Below are 20,184 nucleotides of genomic sequence, written 5' to 3' on the forward strand. Positions count from 1 at the left end.
TCTCTTCCCCGCCGGGCCGAGGCAACAGAGGTTCTCGTTCGACCTGTCGGACATTGTTCGAAAACCCTTGACGCTGTGCCACACCCCGTTTGACACTCTCGCAACACGACGTCACACAGCCGAAACGGCAGGGTGCCCATGGCCGAGGCCCCGCCATGCGTCAGCAGGGAACTCGACATGCCGTACATCGCACGCGTCCGTGTCCGCGCGAGACGTCTGGCGGGCCGACTCGCCGGGCCGACCGTCGCGTCGTTGCTGCTGGGGCTCGCCGCGCCCGCCCTCCCGGCGCAGGCCGCCGAGGCGGCCGACACCGCCGGGGAGGTCAGGTCGGCCGAGTCGGCCGGCGCCACCGACATCACCGACGGACTCGCCCTCCGCTACCGGCTCGACGGCGCCTCCGGCGACACCGTCGCCGACGTCTCCGGCCACGGCCGGGACGCGACCGTCAGCGGTGCGGCCGACTGGTCGGACGCCGGGCAGGGGCTCGCCTTCAACGGGACCGACACCTACCTCAGGATGCCGGACGACGTGCTGAAGGGCATGGACTCGGTCTCCGTCGCGCTGGACGTGATGGTCGACTCCGCGCAGAGCACGCCGTACTTCATCTACGGCTTCGGCAACTCCAGCGGCGGCAACGGCAACGGCTACCTCTTCACCACCGGCAACTCGCTGCGGACGTCGATCGCGACCGGCAACTGGTCGACCGAGCAGACCACGAAGCCCGCCGACTCCCACCACCTGACGCGCGCGGTCTGGAAGCACCTCACCTACACCCAGACCGGCGGCACGGCCGTCCTGTACGAGGACGGCGTCGAGGTCGGCCGCAACACGGCCGTCACGATCACACCCGGCGCCATCGGTTCCGGCAGCACCACCGCCAACTACATCGGCAGGTCGCTCTACTCCGGTGACAAGCTCTTCAAGGGCCGCATCCGCGACTTCCGGGTCTACGACCGCGCGCTCGCCGCAGCCGAGGTCGGGCAGCTCGCCCTGCCCGTGGCCACGCAGGGCGTCGCCGACGACAAGGCCGCGCTGAGCCTCGGTGACACCGGCGCGGTCGTCGCCGACCTGGACCTGCCGCGGACCGGCCCGGCCGGCGGCTCCCTCATCGGCTGGGCCAGCGACGACCCCGCCGTCGTGTCCGACACCGGCGAGGTGACCCGCCCCGCCGCCGGCCGGCCCGAGGCGCGCGCCACACTCACGGCCACCTTGAGAAAGGGCAGCGTGACCGACACCAAGACCTTCGAGGTCACCGTGGTCCCCGCGTTCGACGACGAGACCTCCACCGAACGGGCCGCGGAGACCCTGGAGGTCCACCATCTCGACGACGTCCGCGGGAACCTCACCCTCCCGGCGACCGGCGCCCACGGCACCGACGTCACCTGGTCCTCCGCCGAGCCGGACGTCGTCTCCGCCGACGGCCGGGTCCACCGCCCCGCGCACGGCGCCGGCGCCACCACCGTCGAACTGACGGCCACCGTCGCCAAGGGCGCCGCGACGACGACCCGCACCTTCACCGCGAGGGTCCCCGAACTCCCGCAGCGGGAAGCCCTCAAGGGCTACATGTTCAGCTACTTCACCGGCGAGGGAACGGCCGACGGCGAGCAGCTCCACGCCGCGCTCAGCAAGGGCAACGACCCGCTGAAATGGCGGGAGTTGAACGACGGCAAGCCCGTCCTGACCTCCACGCTCGGCGAGAAGGGCCTGCGCGACCCGTTCATCATCCGCTCCCCCGAGGGCGACAAGTTCTACCAGATCGCCACCGACCTGAGGATCTACGGCAACGGCGACTGGGACGCCGCCCAGCGCAGCGGCAGCAGGTCCATCATGGTCTGGGAGTCCACCGACCTGGTGCACTGGACGAACCAGCGCTTGGTGAAGGTCTCCCCCGACAGCGCCGGCAACACCTGGGCGCCGGAGGCGTTCTACGACGCCGAGCTCGGCGCGTACGTGGTCTTCTGGGCGTCGAAGCTGTACGACGACGAGGCGCACTCGGGCGACACGTACAACCGCATGATGTACGCGACCACCCGCGACTTCCACACCTTCAGCGAGCCCCAGGTGTGGATCGACCGCGGCTACTCGGTCATCGACTCCACGATGATCCACCACGACGGCACCTACTACCGCCTGTCGAAGGACGAGCGGAACAACACCTCCTCCACACCCAACAGCAAGTTCATCTTCGAGGAGAAGAGCGACTCGATCCTCGGCCCGTCCTGGACGGCCGTCGCGGAGGGCATCGGCAAGGGCGCGATGAACGCCGCCGAGGGCCCACTGGTCTTCAAGTCCAACACCGAGGACAAGTGGTACGCGTTCCTCGACGAGTTCGGCGGGCGCGGCTACCTCCCCTTCGAGACGACGGACCTCGACTCCGGGGTCTGGACACCGTCCACCGACTACGACCTGCCGTCCGAGCCGCGCCACGGCACGGTGCTGCCGGTCACGCAGGCCGAGTACGACCGGCTGCTGCGCGCCTACCAGCCCGACCAGCTCGTGCGGAGCGTCGAGGACGTCTCGGTGACGACCAGGATCGGTGAGGCCCCCGTCCTGCCGGCCACCGTGATCGCCGAGTACGCCGACGGCGTCGAGCGCCCCGTCTCCGTCGACTGGGAGGACGTGCCGGAGTCGGCGTACGCGCGGGCCGGTGTCTTCACGGTCACCGGCACCCTGCCCGACGGCGCCGCGATCCCGGTCCAGGCCGAGGTCACCGTCTCCGAGGAGGGCCCGGACGTCCCGGCCGACCTGCTGGTGGCGTACGACTTCGACGAGACCGGCGGCACCGTCGCCCGTGACACCAGCGGTCACGGCCACCACGGCACCTACGCCCGTACACCCGCGTTCGGCACCGGTGTGCACGGCGGCTCGTTCTCCATGACCGGCGCGACCGACTCGCCGTACGTGAAGATCCCCGGCGGGGTACTGAGGAACGCCGACAGCGTCACCGTCTCGACCTACGCGAAGTGGAAGGGCGGCAGCAGCTTCCAGTGGCTGTTCGGACTCGGCCCCGACAGCGACAAGTACCTGTTCGCGACCCCCTCCAACGGCGCCTCCGCGCTCTACTCCGCCATCACCAAGGCGAGTTGGCCGGCGGAGTCCAAGCTGACCGGCGGCACAGGGCTCACACCGGGCGAGTGGGAGCACGTCACCGTCACCCTCGACGGGTCGACCGGCACGATGGTCCTCTACGTCGACGGCATCGAGGCGGCCCGCACCACGACCACCATCAGGCCGTCGGACCTGTACGACGCGGACAAGGACTACAGCGGCTACATCGGCCGCTCCCTGTACTCCGCCGACCCCTACTTCGGCGGCGAGGTCGACGACTTCCGGATCTACGACCGCGCCCTGTCGGCCTCCGAGGTCATGGAGCTCGGCGGCAACACCGCGGGCATCGCCAAGGCCACGCACCCGGACCTGAAGGTCGACGCGATCGTCGACGACGCCGGCGACAAGGTCACGCTGCCTCTCACCGAGGGCACCGATCTCACCTCGCTGGCGCCGGAGTTCACTCTCGCCCGCGGCGCGACGATCAGTCCCGCCTCCGGCAGCGTGCACGACTTCAGCGAGCCGGTGACGTACGAGGTGACCGGGTCGGACGGCAGGAGGCGCACCTGGACGGTGTCGGCGCTCGTCATGAAGAGCCCGGTCCTGCCGGGTCTCAACGCCGACCCGAACATCGTCCGCTTCGGCGACACCTTCTACCTGTACCCGACGACCGACGGCTTCGAGGGCTGGAGCGGCACGCAGTTCAAGGCGTACTCCTCCACCGACCTGGTGCACTGGACGGACCACGGCGTCATTCTCGACCTGGGTCCGGACGTCTCCTGGGCGGACAGCAGGGCGTGGGCGCCGACGATCGCCGAGAAGGACGGGACGTACTTCTTCTACTTCTGCGCCGACGCCAACATCGGTGTCGCGGTGTCGGACTCGCCGACCGGCCCGTTCGCGGACGCCCTGGGGCAACCGCTGGTGGAGGCGGGCCGGTTCAGCGGCCAGATGATCGACCCGGCCGTGTTCACGGACGACGACGGCCAGTCGTACCTCTACTGGGGCAACGGCCGCGCCTACGTGGCTCCGCTGAACGACGACATGACCTCGCTCGACCTCACGAAGGCGAAGGACATCACGCCCGGCGGCTACAACGAGGGCAGCTTCGTCATCAAACGCCAGGGCACCTACTACTTCACGTGGTCGGAGAACGACACCCGCGACCCCGACTACCGTGTCGCCTACGCCACCGGCCCCTCCCCCACCGGCCCGTGGACCGAGCGGGGTGTGATCCTGGAGAAGGACCTCTCCCTCGGGATCAAGGGGCCCGGCCACCACTCGATCGTCCAGGTACCGGGCACCGACGACTGGTACATCGCCTACCACCGCTTCGCGCTCCCCGGCGGTGACGGCACCCATCGCGAAACGACCGTGGACAAACTGGAGTTCGGCTCCGACGGACTGATCCGGAAGGTCGTGCCCACCCTGACCGGCGTCGATCCGGTCACCGTCGTGCACGCCGGCCCGGACGCCTCGGGCCGGGAGGGCGACCGGATCGCGCTCAACGGCACCCTCTCCGGTGCGGGAGGCCCGCGGTGGACCGTCGAGGCGGGCGCACCCTGCTCGTTCTCCGACGCCGGGTCGGCGAGGACCACCCTCACCTGCACGGACGACGGCACCTACACGGTCACGCTGACCGGCGGACGCAGCAGTGACTCGGCCACCGTCGAAGTCGCCGGCGCGGCACCGGTGATCACCGCCGTGCGCGGGCCGGCGTCCCCCGTGTCGGTCGGCGCGCGGACGGTGGTCACGGCCGAGTTCAGCGATCCCGGCACCGGCGACACCCACACCTGCCGGGTCGACTGGAAGGACGGCACGCGCCCTCGCGGAGGCACGGTGAGCGGCACCACCTGCCGGTCCGCGCACACCTACACCGAGGCCGGCATCCACCGCCCGGTGGTCACGGTCGAGGACGACGACGGCGTCTCGGACAGCACGACCCTCCCCGAGCTGATCGTCTACGACCGCGCGGCGGGCCCGGCGCTCGGGACCGGCGTGTTCACCTCGCCCGCCGGCGCGTTCCCGGCCCAGCCGGACCTGACCGGCAAGGCCGTCCTCTCCTTCGCCGCCGGCTACCCGAAGGGCGCCACGGTCCCCACCGGCAAGGCGGACTTCACACTCGGCCGAGCCGGGCTGAAGTTCCGCTCCACCGGCTCCGACTGGCTGGTCGTCAGCGGGTCGCGGGCCGTCTACCAGGGCAGCGGCACCCTGAACGGCGACGGCGGCTACGGCTTCCGGGTCACCGCGACCGACGCTCCGGACACCTTCCGGATCAGGATCTGGCGGAAGTCCACCGGTGACGTCGTCTACGACAACCTCACCGGCGCGCGGCTCGCGGGCTTCGTCACCGTCGGCGACGGCCGACGCTAGCGGCCTTCCCCTGCCCTGAGCCGACGCCGGCACCTCGGCCCGGCTCAGGGCGCGGCCGTGAGCCGGGAGAACGGCAGCTGCCTCGCGTCCCCCGGTCCCGTTGAAACCGCCCTGAAACCGCGCCGAAGGCGGCCTCCCGCACGCTCTGGTCATTCCGACGACCCGGAGCCAGAGAGGCACAACCCATGGACGCCGCCCCCCTCCAGCTGACCCCCGAACTCATCGAGGACCCCGTCCGCGGTTACGCCGACCTGCGCTCGCGCGCCGGTCTGGGGCACGCGGTGCTGCCGGGGCTGGACACCCCCGTGCGGCTCGTCACCCGGTACGAGGACGCGCGGGCCGCGCTCACCGAGCCGCGGCTGATCCGGGACCGCTCCGCCGTCCCCGGCGGCTCCGACATGCCCGACCCGCAGGCCGAGTTGCTGGCCCAGGGCATCGAGGGCTTCCCGCCGGAGTACCTCCCGTATCTGTCCGGGCACCTGGCGCTGTTCGACGGCGACGAGCACACCCGGCGCCGCAACCCTCTCACCCGCGCCTTCACCGCCCGCCGTGTGTCCGCGCTGCGCCCCTTCGTGGAGAAGACCGCCCGGGAGCTGATCGCCGCCCTCGCCGAAGGAGAACGGGCCGACCTGCTGGGCGAGTTCGCCTACCCGCTCAGCACGGCCGTGATCTGCGAGCTGGTCGGCGTGGACCCCGCCGACCAGGACCGGGTGTGCGCATGGATCCGGGACTTCGCCTACGGCGACGGCAGCAGGATCGCCGAGGGACTGGCCGGCATCGTGGAGTACACCAAGGACCTGGTGGCCCGCCGCCGCGCCGAGCCCACCGACGACCTGGTCTCCGCCCTGCTCGCCGACGGCGGGATGAACGACGACGAGATCGTGACCGTCTTCTTCCTGCTCATCAACACCGGCATCACCCCGCCCGCCCTGTTCCTCGCCCACGGCCTGCTCGCCCTGCTCGACCACCCGGAACAGCTGCGGCGACTGCGCGACGAGCCCGAGCTGCTCTCCCGCGCGGTGCCCGAACTCCTCAGGTTCGTCACGCTGGTGCGCATCGGCGCCACGCTGTACGCCACCGAGGACTTCGAGTTCGCCGGTTCCTTCCTGCGCAAGGGGGAGGCCCTGACGGTCGCGCTGTTCGGCGCCGACCACGACCCCGCCGCGTACGAGGAGCCGGAACGGCTGGACATCAGCAGGGAGTTCGGGCGCGGCGACGGCCATCTCGCCTTCGGACACGGCCCGCACTACTGCATCGGAGCGGCCCTGGGCCGGCTGGTGACGGGCGTCGTCCTCGACGAACTCCTCGTGCGGCGGCCGTCCCCGGCACTGGCCGTGGACCGGGCCGACGTCCGCTTCGGCCACTGGCCCGGCGACGGCTTCCACCTGCTGAGCCTCCCGGTACGGCTCTGACGTTCCGGCTTCAGCCGGTCCGCTGCCCGAGCAGGGCGAGCGCGGCCTCGCGCAGCGCGTCGGGGCCGAGGGCGGCGTACTCGGACACCGCGTCCGCGTACGCCGTCCGATCGGCCTTCTGTGCGTCCTGCCGGGCGCGGGCCGAGGACATCGTCGGCTGGAAGTTGCGCAGGCAGTGGAAGCGCTCGGCCAGCGCCACGAGCCGCGCCCCGCGCGCGGAGTCCTCGCCGCCGAGGTCGGTGATGCCGAGCGCCAGCAGCAGCGTGCCCTGGACCGGGAGGGCGGCCGTCGTGGCGTGCGCGGCGTTCGGGTGCCGGGTCAGCAGGGACACCAGACGCTCGGGCAGCGCGGCGGCCAGGGGTGCCACGAGGTCGGTACGGCCGTGCCGGGCGTGGGCGGTCAGGGCGACGGCCTGCAACTCCAGCCGCCAGTCCGCCAGCAGGGCTTCGCCGCCTGCACCGGGACGGGCGCCGCGCTCCATGCGGGCGACGGCCCTGCGCCAGAGGCCGAGGCCGGTGACGGTGTCGCCCCGGGCGAGGGCGATCTCGGCGCGGGCGCCCAGGTCGGGGGCGTAGGCGTCCGGTGTCATGCCTTCGGGCTGGTGCCGCAGCGCGTGTTCCAGCCAGTGCTCGGCCGCTTCGAGGTCGCCGGTCTGGAGGTGGGCGAGCATCAGCCCCCAGCTCAGTCCGACCCGGTCCTGTCCCTCGGCGAAGTGCGCCAGCTCGGCCATCGCGCTCTCCATGGGGCCGATCGCCTCCGCGCCGCGCTCCATGCGCAGGCAGAGCTCGCCGATCCGGGCCCGCGGCCAGTACCGCAGCAGGGGGACATCCCGGTCCGCGAAGGCGTCGAGCATGCCGCGGGCGGCCTCCAGGGCGCGTTCCGGGTCGTGCTCGCTGTCCCACACATAGCTCGCCACGCAGTTGGCGGCACCCGCGAGCAGTGGCTCGTCGCCGGCGCGGAACTCCTCCAGCGGCTTGCGGTCACCGGACACGAGCACCTCCGGCAGTACGCACAGCACCGTCGACGCGGCCCTGACCAGGGTGTCGGGCGGGGCGGCGGGAAGCCGGCGCAGGCCGGCCAGCGGGCGCGCGGCGCCGGTTCCGTGGGCGAGGAAGAGAGTGGCCGTCATCAGGGTGAGGGCGGTACGGGTCGGCTCGACGTACGCGGGAGCGGGCCGGTGGCGGGAGAGCAGTGGGGCGGTGTCGTCGGCCAGCGCCATCAGCCGCGTGTAGTCGGCCTCGGTGGTCCACAGGGAGCTCAGTACGGCGGCCACGGCGGCGACCGTGTCGGCGTCGTCGCGGGCGAGCGCGAGCCGCAGCGCCTGCACCAGGTTGTCCTGCTCGGCGCGGATGAGCTGCCAGGAGGCCACCGGGTCGGAGCCGAACGGCGCGTCGTGATGCGTGATCCCGAACTCCCGCGCCCATCCGGTGTACCGGTCCCCGACCGTCTCCTCCTCCCCGGCCCGCTCCCGGTGCGCGGCGGCGAACTCCCGAACCGTCTCCAGCATCCTGAAGCGTGTGCCGTGCGTGGTGTCGGTGACCTTGAGCAGGGACTGGTCGACGAGGTTTTCCAGGACGTCCAGCACATCCGGCACGTCCTGGCCGCCGACCAGGTGTTCGGCGGCCTCGGTGGTGAAGCCGCCGGGCAGGACGGACAGGGCGCGCAGGGCGGCCCGGCCGTCGGGTTCGAGGAGGTTCCAGCTCCAGTCGACGACGGCGTGCAGGGTGCGGTGCCGCCGGGGTGCGTCCCGCGGTCCGCCGCGCAGCAGGGCGAACCGGTCCTCCAGCCGGCGCGCGATCTCGGCGACCGACAGCACGCGTACCCGGGCGGCGGCGAGTTCGATGGCCAGGGGCAGTCCGTCGAGGCGGCGGCACAGGGCGGCGACGGCGCCGGCGGGGAGCTCGGCGTCCGGCCGGGCGGCGCGGGCCCGCTGTTCGAACAGTTCGACGGTGGTGCGCGGGTCCAGCTCGGGCAAGGGGTGGACGGCCTCGGAGGACAGCCCGAGCGGGGCGCGGCTGGTGGTGAGGACACGGACGTGCCGGGTCATGGACACCAGGGCCCGCACCAGGTCGGCGACGCCGGAGACGACCTGCTCGCAGTTGTCCAGGACGAGCAGCGCGGGCCCGGGGCCGAGGGCGCCGACGATGCCGGCGAGCGGCCCGGCGTCGCCCGCCGCGCCGAGCGCGGAGGCGACCTCGGCGGCCACGTCCGCGTCGCTGCCGACCCCCGCGAGCGGCACCAGGTGCACGACCCGGTGCTCGGCGTCCCGGGCGACGGCGGCGGCCAGGCGGGTCTTGCCGAGCCCGCCCGGACCGACGATCGAGGTGACCCGGGAGCTGTGGACCAGCCGGGTCACGGTGGCGATGTCGGCCTCCCGCCCGAGCAGCGGGTTCGGCTCGTGCGGCACCCCGCGCCGCACGGCGGGCGCCTGCCCGCGCAGCAGTTCCTGATGCAGCTCCTGCAGGGCGGGGCCCGGGTCCGTGCCGAGCTCCTCGCGCAGGCGGCGCCGGTGGCTGTCGTACGCCGCCAGTGCCGCGGCCGCTCCGGCGGTGGCCGTCTGACAACGCATCAGTTCCAGCAGCTGTTCCTCGTCCAGCGGGTGTGCGTCCACCAGCTCGGCGAGCGGGCCCACCGCCTCCTCCCGGCGCCCGGCACGGGCCAGCGAGAGCGCCCGCAGCCGGGTCAACGCCGCGTGTGCGGCGGCGAGTTCGCGCCGCAGCCCCGCCACGGGGTCATCGAGGGATCCGCCTTCCGCGGGATTGGCGTCCCACAGCGCGAGACCGGCCTCGGCCTCGGCGACCGCGCCGTGATGGTCGCCGGCCCTCGCCTTCTCCGTGCTCGCGGCGACATGCAGCTGCACGGCCCAGGCGTCGACCTGGTCCTCGCGCAGGGCGATGCGATAGCCGGTGGGGGTGCCGGCGATGACGTCGCCGCCGAGCAGGGACCGGGCCCGGGAGACCAGGACCTGCAGCGCCTTGGTCGGGTTCTCCGGCTGCTCGTCGGGCCACAGCCCGGCCACGAGCCGTCCGGTGCCGCATCCGACCCGCGGCTCGCCGGCCAGCAGCGCGAGCAGGCCGCGCAGCCGGGGCGCGGTGATCTCCTTGCCCCGGTGGGCGACGGACGTCAGCAGCGTCAACTCGATGGTCACCCGTGCAGGTTAGTCAGAACGGGTGGTGAGCAGGGGGTCGGAAGGGTGCAACCCTCTCGCAACGTCGGCCGTGCTGCCCTTGCTCCCATGTATGAGGAGACCCCGCGTGTCGAACTCACCCCCGCGGCCGCCGAGCTGCTGCGCCGACTGCGCGCCACACACGGCCCGCTGATGTTCCACCAGTCGGGCGGCTGCTGCGACGGCAGCGCGCCCATGTGCTACCCGGAGGGCGAGTTCCGCACGGGCGACTCGGACGTCCTGCTCGCGGAGCTGCACGTCGAGGGGGTGGTGGAGCCCGTGACGTTCTGGATGTCGCGCAGTCAGTACGAGGTGTGGAGCCACACCCGGCTGATCGTCGACGTGGTCGAGGGGCGGGGCAGCGGCTTCTCCCTGGAGGCACCCGAGGGGGTGCGTTTCCTCACCCGTTCTCGCGTAGTCGGCTCCTAGATCCCCGGCCGGCCATCGCGGTCTGGTGCACTTCCCCTGAGTCCTGCGACATTTGACGAGACCTCAGGGGGCCTTTGTGACGCTTCGTCAGAGACGATTCGGATCAGCGAGAGCGGCACTCACTCTGTTCACGGCACTCGGTGCGCTGGCCGGCGCGGCCCTGGTGGGGGCGGCACCGGCCGGCGCCGCGCAGCAGGCCACTTTGATCGCGCCGGGTGTCGGCTACGACGAGTTCGACATCCCGGCGGCCAAGGGCACGGCGCACGCCCACGTCATCACGGTCGACCTCCGTGATCCGCGCGTCCGGCTCGACCTGCTGTACCCGGGTGCGGCCGCGGCGCGGGCCACCGTCTCGCAGCAGGCGACCGCGCAGGGCGCCGTGGCGGGCGTGAACGGCGACTTCTTCAACATCAGCGAGACCCAGCACCCCGGCGTCGAGGCGACCGGCGCGAGCGTGGGGCCGGTGATCGCGCGCGGCCGGGCCCTGAAGGCGGCGGTGCCCAACGGCCAGCGCTTCGGTCCCGCGCTGCCGCCCGGCACGAGCACCGAGGACGTGTTCGGCGTGGGCGTGGACCGGCGGGCCCGGCTGGACGGACTGAGCCTGTCGGGCTCGATCCGCACCCCCGAGGGCCGCCTGCCGCTGGGCGGGCTCAACCAGTACGCGCTGCCGGTGGGCACCATCGGGGCGTTCACGTCCAAGTGGGGCAGCGTCTCCCGGGTGCGCGCCACCTGCGGCACGGACACCGACCGGGCGGCCCCGTGCAGCACGGACACCTACGAGGTGACGGTCCGTCACGGCCGCGTGGTGTCCGCCGCGGACACCCCCGGCAGCGGTGCGATCGCCCCGGGCACCACCGTGCTGGTGGGCCGGGAGGCGGGCGCGCAGCAGTTGCGGAAGTTCTTCACGGGCGAACCGGTGTCGGTGCGGCACCGCCTGGTGGCGTCCGGGTCCCGGATCCCGTACAGCTTCGCCCTCGGCGGCTATCCGGTGCTCGACGACGGGCAGCCCCTGCCCGGCCTGGACAACCGGACCTCGGCGGTACGGACCGCGGTCGGCATCGCGGACCGTGGCCGGCGCCTGGTGCTGCTCGCACTGGACGGCGCCCCCGAGTACCGCACCGGCCTGACCATCGCGGAGGTCGCCTCCGTGATGCGCGACCTGGGCTCGGACGACGCGTTCAGCCTGGACGGCGGCGGCTCCTCGACGCTGGTCGCGCGCGAGCCGGGAGCGGCGGCGGTGTCGGTGCGCAACCACCCGTCCGACGGCAGGGAGCGTCCCGTCCCCAATGGCATCGGGGTCTTCTCGGCTTCCTGACGGCGCCGCCGACGGTCACGGTCTGAGACTGCTCACGATGTCCGCCGTGGCCGTCAGGCCGCTGTTGATGGTCGGCGCCATGCTCGTGCTGGCCAGGTAGAAGCCGAGCAGCAGGCACACCAGCGCATGGGTGATCTTCAGCCCGCCGTTGCGTACGAAGATCACCGCCAGGATGAACAGCAGCAGCACCACAGAGATGGAAATGGCCATCGTCAACCTCCTCCGCCACGCCGCCTTGCCCGGTTCACGGCGTTCGGCGGCAAGTGTGGCGTAGCGGAGGGTTCGTCCGGGCGGCTGACCTGTAGGCCGAACGAGTGGTGTTCCGCGAGGCGCCGCTAGACCGTCCGGTGGGCGTCGAGGAACGCCTCGAGACCGGCGAGGTCGTCGGTGTTGAGGAAGTCGACGTCGGCGGCGAGCAGCTCGCCCCACAGCGCGTCGCGCGCGGGGCCCGCCACGTCCGGGGTGGCCCAGAAGCGGACCTTCTGCCCCCGGGAGTGCGCCGCCTGGACGATGCCGCGCAGCTTGCGCCGCTCGGCGTCCGGGAAGGCGCCCACGCCGAGCCAGGTGAAGTTCAGCGTCCAGTTGTCGCTGATCAGCGGGACGAAGGAGGCGGGCGCGGAGGTGCCGAGGTCGGCGAGGCGGCCGTCGTAGAAAGCGCGGCGCAGCTTCTGCGCCTCCATCGGCGCGCGGGCGGCACGGTCGCCGGAGATCACGGCGGTGACGGGACCCCGGAACACCCGGCCGTGGGCGTAGGTCGTGAACAGGTGCTTGTAGCGCGCCAGGTGCCGGTCGAGTTCGAGGTACGTCGAGGAGCCCTCGGTCTTGATGTCGATGAGCAGCTGGATCGGCCCCCGGTGCCCCCGGTACACGGAGCCGTGGTTGGCCTTGACACGGGCGGCCAGCGGGTCGAGGTAGAGGGACTCCAGGGTGCGGGTGGGGTCGAGGTCCTCGGGGTCGTGGGCGACGAGGAGCTGGTCGCCCACGAGGTAGATGTCGGCCTCGAGGCTGCCGAAGCGGTGGTCGAGGGCGTCGAGGAGGGGACGCGGGTGCTCGTAGTCGTTGTGGGCGTGGGCCCGCCACAACGGGCGCGGGCCGTGCCCCCGTTCGCCCGCCAGCGCCGGGGCGGCGGGCAGGGCGAGGGCGCCCGCGAGGGCGGCGCCGAGGGTGGTGAGGGCTCTGCGACGGGTGGTGAGGGCCATGCTCTGCCTCCCTGACAGGGTCGGATGGAACCGCTGCGAGTATGCGATTCCGAACGGCCCGAACAGCAGTGCCCTTGCGGGGAGTTGGCCGGACTGCCGTCCCTCGTTCACTTCCTCCGTATCGGGCGCACGAAAAAGCCCGCCCCAGGTGGGGCGGGCTTCTCGCGGGCTTTGTCCAGGTGTACGTCAGGGGGCTCGGAGGTCCACCATTTCGGCCACGGCCGCGCGGTGGGCGCCGGCGGTGCCGTAGGCGATCGAGTCGGCCTTGGCCCGCTTCAGGTACAGATGCACGGGGTGTTCCCAGGTCATCCCGATACCGGCGTGCAGTTGGAGGGCCTCCTCGGCGGCGTGCACGGCGACGGGCGCCGCGTACGCCTGCGCGACGGCGACCGCCAGGTCGACGTCCTCGCCGGTCGCGAGCGCGTCGGCGGCGTTGCGTGCGGCGGCGCGCAGGTTGACGACCTCCAGCCACAGCTGGGCGAGCCGGTGCTTGAGGGCCTGGAAGCCGCCGACGGGACGGTTGAACTGCTTGCGTTCCTTCAGGTAGCGGACCGTCTCGGTCAACGTCCATTCGGCGAGGCCGAGTTGCTCGGAGGCGAGCAGTCCGGCGCCGGCACGCAGGGCGCGTCGTACGGCGGGCTCGGCGTCGCCCAGCAGTCGGCCCGGCGCGCCGTCCAGGGTGACCGTGGCGACGGGCCGCGTCAGGTCCAGGGAGGGCTGCGGGGTGACGGTCGCGGCGGCGGTGTCCACGGCGTACAGCCCGCCGTCGTCCGCGGGCACCAGCAGCACATCGGCGACGCCCGCGTCCGCGATGCCGGTCAACTCCCCGTGCAGGGCGCCGTCCTCGTGCCGTACGACCTGGTAGGCGCCGCCGGGGGCGACGTTCAGCGCGACGGCGAGGGCGCCGATGCGCCGCCCGGACGCGAGCTCGGCGAGCAGGCCGCCCTCGGCGTCACAGGCCAGCAGTGCCTCGGTCGCGACCACGGCGCTCGTCAGGTAGGGCACGGGGGCGACCGCGCGCCCCAGTTCCTCCAGGACGACGGCGGCTTCGCGGTGCGTGGCGCCCTGTCCGCCGCGGTCCTCCGGGACCAGGAGCCCGGCCAGGCCCATGCCGTCGGCGAGCGCCTTCCACGCCTCCAGGTGGTGCGGGGTCTCCGACTCGGTGCGCGCGATGACGCCGGGCGCGTCGCAGTGGTCGGTCAGCAGGTCCCGTACGGCGGCCCGCAGCGCCTCTTCCTCCTCCGAGTACAGCAGGTCGGTCATCGGGACAGGTCCTTCCAGGCGACGTCCTTGTCGGTGCGCGGCTCGGCGGGCAGGCCGAGGACGCGTTCGGCGACGATGTTCAGCAGGACCTCGCTGGTCCCGCCCTCGATGCTGTTGCCCTTGGAGCGCAGGTAGCGGTAGCCGGCGTCGCGGCCGGTGAAGTCCACGAGCTCCGGGCGGCGCATGGTCCAGTCGTCGTACAGCAGGCCCTCCTCGCCGCGCAGTTCGACCTCCAGGCCGCTGATCTCCTGGTTGAGGCGGGCGAAGGCGAGCTTCATGCCGGCGCCCTCGGGGCCGGGCTGGCCGGCGACGAGCTGCTGGCGCAGCCGCTCGGCGGTGAGGCGGGAGACCTCGGACTCGACCCAGAGCTTCAGCAGCCGCTGGTGCAGGTCGTGGGTGCGCAGTTCGGGCCGTTCGCGCCAGGTCTTCGCGACGGGGCCGATCATGCCGCCCTCGCGGGGCAGCCGCATGCCGCCGATGGCGACGCGCTCGTTGTTCAGCGTGGTCTGGGCGACCTTCCAGCCGTCGCCGATCTCGCCGAGGCGGCGGGAGTCCGGGATGCGGACGTCGGTCAGGAACACCTCGTTGAACTCGGCCTCGCCGGTGATCTGGCGCAGCGGCCGGACCTCGACCCCGGGGTCGGTCATGTCGCACAGGAAGTACGTGATGCCGGCGTGCTTGGGCACGTCCGGGTCGGTGCGGGCGATGAGGATGGCCCAGCGGGCGATGTGGGCGCTGGACGTCCACACCTTCTGCCCGTTGACGACCCAGCTGTCGCCCTCCCGGACGGCACGCGTGCCGAGCGCCGCGAGGTCGGATCCGGCGCCGGGCTCGCTGAAGAGCTGGCACCAGACCTCCTCGCCGGTCCACAGGGGCCGCAGATAGCGCTGCTTCTGCTCCTCGGTGCCGTACTTGAGGATCGTCGGGGCGGCCATGCCGAGGCCGATGCCGATGCGTCGCGGCTCGTTGTCGGGGGCGCCGGCGGCCTCCAGTTCGGCGTCCACGACGGCCTGCAGGGAGCGGGGCGCGCCGAGACCGCCGAGTCCTTCGGGGTAGTGCACCCAGGCGAGTCCGGCGTCGAAGCGGGCGCGCAGGAAGTCCAGGCGGTCGGTGGTGGCCGGCGGGTGCGCGGCCAGCAACTCGGCCGTACGGCGGCGCAGTTCGGCGGCGTCGGTCATGCCGCTCCTCCTTCGGTGAGTCCCGGGAGCACGGCGACGCGGCCCGTGGTGACGCCGTCGGCGACCCGCTGCACGGCGGCGGCGGCCCCGCCCAGCGGGACGCGCTCGCTCACCAGCGGCTTGATGGCACCGCGGGCGGCCAGCTCGGTGAGCTGCTCGTGGCAGTGCATGATCAGCTTCGGGTTCTTGGTGTTGTACAGGCCCCAGTGCAGGCCGAGGATCGCGTAGTTCTTCACCAGGGCGTGGTTGAGCGCCGGGCTGGGGATCCGACCGCTCGCGAAGCCGACGACCACGATCCGGCCCTCGAAGGCGACGACCTTGGCGGACTGGTCGTACGCCTCGCCGCCGACGGGGTCGTAGATGACGTCGGCGCCGCGGCCGCCGGTGGCTTCCTTCACGGCTCCGATGACGTCCTCGGAGCGCCGGTCGACCACGACGTCGCAGCCCAGGTCCCGCGCCACGGCCGCCTTGTCGGCGCCGCCCACGACCCCGATGACCCGCGCGCCGGCGGCCTTGCCGAGCTGCACGGCCGCGCTGCCGACCCCTCCTGCGGCAGCGTGGACGAGCAGCGTCTCCCCGGCTTCCAGGCGGGCCCGGCGGTGCAGGCCGAACCAGCCGGTCTGGTAGCCGATGTGCAGGGCGGCGGCCTCGGCGTCGTCCAGCGACTCGGGGGCGGGCAGGACCGCGGCGGCGTCCGCGACGGCGTACTCGGCGAAGCCGCCGTGCGGCAGGGCCGGGTTGGCGATGACGCGGCGCCCGTCCTCGGTCTCGCCGCAGATCTCCACGCCGGGCGTGAACGGCAGCGGCGGGCGGACCTGGTAGTGCCCCCGGCACAGCAGCGCGTCCGGGAAGTTGATGTTCGCGGCGCGCACCTTCAGCAGGACCTGGCCGTCGCCGGGCGTGGGCGTCTCGATCTCGTCGAGACGCATCACCTCGCTCGGCTCGCCGTTCTCGTGCACTTGCCATGCCTGCATGCGGGGCCTCCACGGGGGACTGCTTCGTCTGACCGGGGTCGGTTCGCATACTAAGCGGTCGCTTGCCGATCAGGGAACAGTCCGCCGGGGAACAGTCGCGTCCGTCACGCCTTCCGGGGACGCGCCCGCACGTGCATGCGTTCGCCCTGCGGCCCGAACAGGCTCAGGCACTCCACCGGCCCCTCCCCCGTCGACCCGAACCAATGCGGCACCCGGGTGTCGAACTCGGCCGCCTCCCCAGGCTCCAGCACCAGGTCGTGCTCGCCCAGCACGAGCCGCAGCCGCCCGGACAGCACGTACAGCCACTCGTAGCCCTCGTGGGTCCGCTGTTCCGGTTCCTCGTTGCGCGGGGGCGCGAGGATCTTGAACGCCTGGAGCCCGCCCGGCTGCCGGGTGAGCGGCCAGAAGGTGCGGCCGTGCTGCTCGATCGGCTTGGAGCGCACCCGCGGATCGTCGACCGGTGGGGCGCCGACCAGCTCGTCCAGCGGCACCTGGTGGGCCTGCGCGATCGGCAGCAGCAGCTCCAGGCTGGGCTTGCGCAGCCCGGACTCCAGCCGGGACAGGGTGCTCACCGAGATGCCGGTCGTCTCGGACAGCGCGGCGAGCGTCACGTCCCGGTCCTTGCGCAGCCTCCTGAGGCGTGGCCCCACTTCGGCGAGAACGTCGTCGGTACTCATCTCTGTATTGCAGAATCGGCAAGTTGATTTGTCAATCCCGTGCTTCGGGGCGACTGTCGTGGTGGAGGTGTTCACCATGACCGAGAAGCACACCGAGCCTTACGAGGTCGTAGTCGTCGGAGGCGGCGCGGCCGGCCTTTCCGCAGCCCTGGTCCTGGGCCGCGCCCGGCGCCGGACCCTGGTCGTCGACGCCGGCGAGCCACGCAACGCGCCCGCCGCCCATATGCAGGGCTATCTCTCCCGCGACGGCATGTCACCCGCCGATTTCCTGGCCGTGGGGCGGGAGGAGATCGCACGGTACGGCGTGGAACTGGTCCGTGACCGAGCGGTGGACGTCACGCGCGACGACGACTTCACCGTGGCGCTGGCGAGCGGGCGCCATGTCCGGGCCCGCCGGCTGGTCGTCGCCACCGGCCTCAAGGACGAGCTGCCCGACGTGCCCGGCGTCGCCGAGCGTTTCGGCAACGACGTGCTGCACTGCCCGTACTGCCACGGCTGGGAGGTCCGCGACCGGGCCTTCGGTGTGCTGGCGACCACTCCGCTGAGCGTCCACCAGGCGCTGATGGTGTCGCAGTGGTCCAAGGACGTGACCTTCTTCCTGCACGAGGTCGCCGAGGCCGATCTCTCGGACGACGATCTGCGCAGGCTCGCGGCGGCCGGCGTGAAGGTGGTCCCGGGTGCGGTGGCCGCGCTGGTGATCGAGGACGACCGGCTGACGGGTGTGCGTCTCGCGGACGGCACGGTGCACGCGCGTGAGGTCGTCTTCACGGCACCGCGCGCGCTACCCCAGACCGGCCTCCTGCAGAAGCTCGGCGCCGACTTCCAGGACACCCCCTTCGGCGCGTACCCGGTGGTCGACCCGACGGGACTGACCTCCGTACCGGGCGTCTGGGCGGCCGGCAACGCCATGGGCTACGCGGAGCAGGTCATCAACGCGGCGGCGGGCGGCTACCGGGCGGGGGCCTTCATCAACGGGGAGCTGCTGATGGCGGACCTGGACGCGGCCCTGTAAGGGGCGCGGGGAACTGCGCGACGAGCCACGACGTCGCCGCAGCCGAAACACGACCCGTTCGTCGGGGTGAAAACCGGCGGAGCGCATCGCACCATGGCTGCATGCTGCTGACCCGGCTCGCCCGTGTGTCCCAGGAGGTCTCCGCGACCTCGGCGCGCTCCCGGAAGATCGCTCTGCTGGCCGAGCTCTTCCGGGACGCCGAGGCGGACGACGCGCCGATCGTCATCCCGTATCTGGCGGGCCGCCTCCCGCAGGGCCGGCTCGGCATCGGCTGGAAGGTGCTGAGCCGCCCGGTCCCACCGGCCGCCGAGCCGACGCTCACCGTCCGCGAGGTGGACGCCCGGCTCACCGAACTCGGCAAGGTGTCCGGCACCGGCTCGCAGGCCGAACGAGCCCGGCTGGTGGCTGAGTTGATGGGCTCCGCGACCGAGGACGAGCAACGCTTCCTGTTCGGCCTGATCACCGGCGAGGTACGACAGGGCGCGCTGGACGCCGTGGCGGTGGAGGGCCTGGCCCAGGCGACGGAGGCACCACCGGCGGACGTACGCCGCGCCGTCATGCTCGCCGGCTCCCTCCAGGAAGTCGCCCGGGCGCTGCTCGCGGACGGACCTCCGTCACTGGAACGCTTCCGGCTCACCGTCGGCCGCCCCGTCCTGCCGATGCTGGCGCACACCGCGTCCTCGGTGTCCGAGGCGATCGGCAAGCTCGGCACCTGCGCGGTCGAGGAGAAGCTGGACGGCATCCGCGTCCAGGTCCACCGCGACGGCGACTCGGTGCGGCTGTACACCCGCACTCTCGACGACATCACCGACCGCCTGCCCGAAGTGACCGCCGCCGCGCTGGAGTTGAAGGGTGAGCGCTTCATCCTGGACGGCGAGGTCATCGCCTTCGACGACACCGGCCGCCCCCGCTCCTTCCAGGAGACCGCCGGCCGCGTCGGCTCCCGGACGGACGTGGCGAAGGCGGCCGAGGACATCCCCGTCTCCCCCGTCTTCTTCGACGCCCTGTCCGTCGACGGACACGACCTGCTCGACCTGCCGTTCACCGAGCGGCACGCGGAGCTGGCCCGCCTGGTCCCCGAGCCGATGCGGGTGCGCCGCGCGCTGGTGTCCGGACCCGAGGACCTCCCGCGGGCCGAGGAATTCCTCACCGAGACCCTCGGGCGCGGCCACGAGGGCGTCGTCGTCAAGGCCCTCGACGCCCCCTACAGCGCCGGCCGGCGCGGCGCCTCCTGGCTGAAGGTCAAGCCCGTGCACACCCTCGACCTGGTGGTGCTCGCCGCCGAGTGGGGCCACGGCCGCAGAACCGGCAAGCTCTCCAACCTCCACCTGGGGGCGCGCACGGCGGACGGCGGCTTCGCCATGCTCGGCAAGACCTTCAAGGGCATGACGGACGCGATGCTGACCTGGCAGACCGAGCGGCTCCAGGAGCTGGCCGTCCGAAGCGACGACTGGGTCGTGACCGTACGCCCGGAGCTGGTCGTGGAGATCGCCTACGACGGCCTGCAGCGCTCCACCCGCTACCCGGCCGGCGTAACCCTGCGCTTCGCCCGGGTGGTCCGCTACCGCGAGGACAAGCGGCCGCAGGAGGCCGACACGGTCGAGACCCTGCTCGCCGCCCACCCGGAGGTGCGGCCGTGACCCCGTCCCGCGAGCGGCGCAGTGCCGGCCTGCTGCTCTTCCGCCGCACCGAGGGCGGCCTGGAGGTGTTGCTCGGCCACATGGGCGGCCCCTTCTTCGCCGGGCGCGAGGCCGGCGCGTGGACGGTCCCCAAGGGCGAGTACGAGCCCGACGAGCCCGCCTGGGACGCGGCCCGCCGGGAGTTCCAGGAGGAGCTGGGGCTGCCGCCGCCCGACGGGGAGGCCCTGCCACTGGGCGAGGTCAGACAGAAGGGCGGCAAGATCGTCACGGTTTGGGCCGTCGAGGCCGACCTCGACCCGGCGACGGTCGTCCCCGGCACGTTCCGGATGGAGTGGCCTCCGCGCTCGGGCCGCACCCAGGAGTTCCCGGAGCTGGACCGGGTGCAGTGGCTGGACCTCGACCGGGCGCGCGAGGTCGTCGTCACGGCACAGGCCGCGTTTCTCGACCGGCTGGCGGAGCACTCGGCCTAGGCAGCCGTACACGCGTTGCGGTACCCAC

Annotated in this window: 14 protein-coding genes; 7 read left to right on the top strand and 7 right to left on the bottom strand. The window is 72.6% G+C overall.

Annotated elements, in window-relative coordinates:
* Positions 1 to 177: 177 nt before the first annotated feature.
* Both ACGFW6_RS23470 and ACGFW6_RS23475 read left to right on the top strand, forming a co-directional pair.
* A complete protein-coding gene (locus ACGFW6_RS23470) occupies positions 178 to 5,421 on the top strand; it encodes a family 43 glycosylhydrolase (RefSeq protein WP_393513059.1) in 5,244 nt (1,747 codons plus the stop codon).
* A gap of 185 nt (positions 5,422 to 5,606) precedes the next feature.
* Entirely contained in the window at positions 5,607 to 6,833 is a 1,227-nt protein-coding gene (locus ACGFW6_RS23475) for a cytochrome P450 (RefSeq protein ID WP_393513062.1), read from the top strand.
* Positions 6,834 to 6,843: 10 nt separating this feature from the next.
* Here ACGFW6_RS23475 and ACGFW6_RS23480 read toward each other — a convergent pair whose 3' ends face one another.
* Entirely contained in the window at positions 6,844 to 9,981 is a 3,138-nt protein-coding gene (locus ACGFW6_RS23480; RefSeq protein WP_393513065.1) for an ATP-binding protein, read from the bottom strand.
* A gap of 87 nt (positions 9,982 to 10,068) precedes the next feature.
* Between ACGFW6_RS23480 and ACGFW6_RS23485 the strand changes: the two genes are divergently transcribed.
* Together ACGFW6_RS23485 and ACGFW6_RS23490 are read left to right on the top strand one after the other, a co-directional pair.
* The gene (locus ACGFW6_RS23485) at positions 10,069 to 10,428 is read left to right on the top strand and encodes a DUF779 domain-containing protein (RefSeq protein WP_393513068.1); all 360 of its coding nucleotides are present in this window, start codon (positions 10,069 to 10,071) and stop codon (positions 10,426 to 10,428) included.
* 76 nt (positions 10,429 to 10,504) lie between these two features.
* Positions 10,505 to 11,743, top strand: a complete 1,239-nt coding sequence (locus tag ACGFW6_RS23490) for a phosphodiester glycosidase family protein (protein WP_393513071.1) — start codon at positions 10,505 to 10,507, stop codon at positions 11,741 to 11,743.
* A gap of 15 nt (positions 11,744 to 11,758) precedes the next feature.
* On the opposite strand, the gene ACGFW6_RS23495 is transcribed toward ACGFW6_RS23490, so the two are convergent.
* The 6 genes from ACGFW6_RS23495 to ACGFW6_RS23520 form a co-directional block, all read right to left on the bottom strand.
* The gene (locus tag ACGFW6_RS23495) at positions 11,759 to 11,953 is read right to left on the bottom strand and encodes a hypothetical protein (RefSeq protein WP_107912016.1); all 195 of its coding nucleotides are present in this window, start codon (positions 11,951 to 11,953) and stop codon (positions 11,759 to 11,761) included.
* Between the two features lie 125 nt (positions 11,954 to 12,078).
* The gene (locus tag ACGFW6_RS23500; RefSeq protein WP_393513075.1) at positions 12,079 to 12,942 is read right to left on the bottom strand and encodes a phosphatidylinositol-specific phospholipase C/glycerophosphodiester phosphodiesterase family protein; all 864 of its coding nucleotides are present in this window, start codon (positions 12,940 to 12,942) and stop codon (positions 12,079 to 12,081) included.
* A gap of 186 nt (positions 12,943 to 13,128) precedes the next feature.
* Entirely contained in the window at positions 13,129 to 14,205 is a 1,077-nt protein-coding gene (locus tag ACGFW6_RS23505; RefSeq protein WP_393513078.1) for an acyl-CoA dehydrogenase family protein, read from the bottom strand.
* Positions 14,202 to 15,383, bottom strand: a complete 1,182-nt coding sequence (locus tag ACGFW6_RS23510; protein ID WP_393513081.1) for an acyl-CoA dehydrogenase family protein — start codon at positions 15,381 to 15,383, stop codon at positions 14,202 to 14,204. Before ACGFW6_RS23510 ends, ACGFW6_RS23505 begins: the two co-directional genes overlap by 4 nt.
* Positions 15,380 to 16,357, bottom strand: coding sequence for an NADPH:quinone oxidoreductase family protein (locus tag ACGFW6_RS23515; RefSeq protein ID WP_393513084.1), 978 nt, complete (start codon positions 16,355 to 16,357; stop codon positions 15,380 to 15,382). The genes ACGFW6_RS23510 and ACGFW6_RS23515 overlap by 4 nt, the downstream gene beginning before the upstream one ends.
* A gap of 104 nt (positions 16,358 to 16,461) precedes the next feature.
* Entirely contained in the window at positions 16,462 to 17,034 is a 573-nt protein-coding gene (locus ACGFW6_RS23520) for a helix-turn-helix domain-containing protein (RefSeq protein ID WP_393513087.1), read from the bottom strand.
* Positions 17,035 to 17,110: 76 nt separating this feature from the next.
* Between ACGFW6_RS23520 and ACGFW6_RS23525 the strand changes: the two genes are divergently transcribed.
* From ACGFW6_RS23525 to ACGFW6_RS23535, 3 genes are all read left to right on the top strand, one after another.
* Positions 17,111 to 18,046, top strand: coding sequence for an NAD(P)/FAD-dependent oxidoreductase (locus tag ACGFW6_RS23525; protein WP_393513090.1), 936 nt, complete (start codon positions 17,111 to 17,113; stop codon positions 18,044 to 18,046).
* A gap of 101 nt (positions 18,047 to 18,147) precedes the next feature.
* Entirely contained in the window at positions 18,148 to 19,686 is a 1,539-nt protein-coding gene (locus ACGFW6_RS23530) for an ATP-dependent DNA ligase (RefSeq protein WP_393513093.1), read from the top strand.
* On the top strand, positions 19,683 to 20,156 hold the full coding sequence (locus ACGFW6_RS23535) for an NUDIX domain-containing protein (protein WP_393513096.1): 474 nt from the start codon (positions 19,683 to 19,685) through the stop codon (positions 20,154 to 20,156). Before ACGFW6_RS23530 ends, ACGFW6_RS23535 begins: the two co-directional genes overlap by 4 nt.
* The last annotated feature ends 28 nt before the right edge of the window (positions 20,157 to 20,184 follow it).

The organism is Streptomyces sp. Y7 (assembly GCF_043195415.1).
GTDB lineage: Bacteria > Actinomycetota > Actinomycetes > Streptomycetales > Streptomycetaceae > Streptomyces.

Coding starts and splice junctions, on each gene's coding strand:
- ACGFW6_RS23470 (WP_393513059.1), top strand. CDS start 178: ATGCCGTACATCGCACGCGTCCGTGTCCGCGCGAGACGTCTGGCGGGC.
- ACGFW6_RS23475 (WP_393513062.1), top strand. CDS start 5,607: ATGGACGCCGCCCCCCTCCAGCTGACCCCCGAACTCATCGAGGACCCC.
- ACGFW6_RS23485 (WP_393513068.1), top strand. CDS start 10,069: ATGTATGAGGAGACCCCGCGTGTCGAACTCACCCCCGCGGCCGCCGAG.
- ACGFW6_RS23495 (WP_107912016.1), bottom strand. CDS start 11,953: ATGGCCATTTCCATCTCTGTGGTGCTGCTGCTGTTCATCCTGGCGGTG.
- ACGFW6_RS23500 (WP_393513075.1), bottom strand. CDS start 12,942: ATGGCCCTCACCACCCGTCGCAGAGCCCTCACCACCCTCGGCGCCGCC.
- ACGFW6_RS23505 (WP_393513078.1), bottom strand. CDS start 14,205: ATGACCGACCTGCTGTACTCGGAGGAGGAAGAGGCGCTGCGGGCCGCC.
- ACGFW6_RS23510 (WP_393513081.1), bottom strand. CDS start 15,383: ATGACCGACGCCGCCGAACTGCGCCGCCGTACGGCCGAGTTGCTGGCC.
- ACGFW6_RS23515 (WP_393513084.1), bottom strand. CDS start 16,357: ATGCAGGCATGGCAAGTGCACGAGAACGGCGAGCCGAGCGAGGTGATG.
- ACGFW6_RS23520 (WP_393513087.1), bottom strand. CDS start 17,034: ATGAGTACCGACGACGTTCTCGCCGAAGTGGGGCCACGCCTCAGGAGG.
- ACGFW6_RS23525 (WP_393513090.1), top strand. CDS start 17,111: ATGACCGAGAAGCACACCGAGCCTTACGAGGTCGTAGTCGTCGGAGGC.
- ACGFW6_RS23530 (WP_393513093.1), top strand. CDS start 18,148: ATGCTGCTGACCCGGCTCGCCCGTGTGTCCCAGGAGGTCTCCGCGACC.